Origin of the sequence: Aquimarina sp. U1-2 (assembly GCF_017897595.1) — a bacterium.
In the GTDB taxonomy this organism is placed as follows: Bacteria; Bacteroidota; Bacteroidia; order Flavobacteriales; family Flavobacteriaceae; genus Aquimarina.
This window is the reverse complement of sequence record NZ_JAGKIK010000089.1, coordinates 1-420: the sequence shown is the minus strand read 5'-3', so window position 1 is coordinate 420 and position 420 is coordinate 1. Positions and strand designations below refer to the sequence as shown.

Sequence of the window (420 nt, the reverse complement as noted above, 5' to 3'; positions counted from 1 at the left end):
AGGGGTCATTGTTTTATTGTTAGGGTAAATAATGTAATTTTGCACCTTTAAAATTAAGTAGCATGCAGCTTTCAGAACAAGAATTGGTAAGACGCGACAAACTCGCAAAATTAAGAGACCTAGGCATTAACCCATATCCAGCGGATTTATTTCCTGTAAAAGAGACTTCAAAGGATATAAAACAGGACTTTGAGGAAGGGAAAAATGTGGTTATTGCTGGTAGATTAATGTCTCGTCGTATCCAAGGAAGCGCAAGTTTTGCTGAGCTTCAAGATAGTGAAGGACGTATACAAGTGTACTTTAACAGAGATGAAATTTGCACTGGAGATGATAAAAGCAAATACAACGATGTTTACAAAAAGCTTCTAGATATTGGGGATTTTATAGGAATTGAAGGCGAACTGTTTACTACAAAAGTTG

Annotated in this window: 1 protein-coding gene; it reads left to right on the top strand. The window is 36.2% G+C overall.

The window, feature by feature from the left end; translation table 11 throughout:
- Window positions 1-62 precede the first annotated feature (62 nt).
- Window positions 63-420 (top strand): OB-fold nucleic acid binding domain-containing protein (locus J8281_RS19145; protein WP_246849173.1); only part of this gene is annotated, 358 nt, incomplete at its 3' end.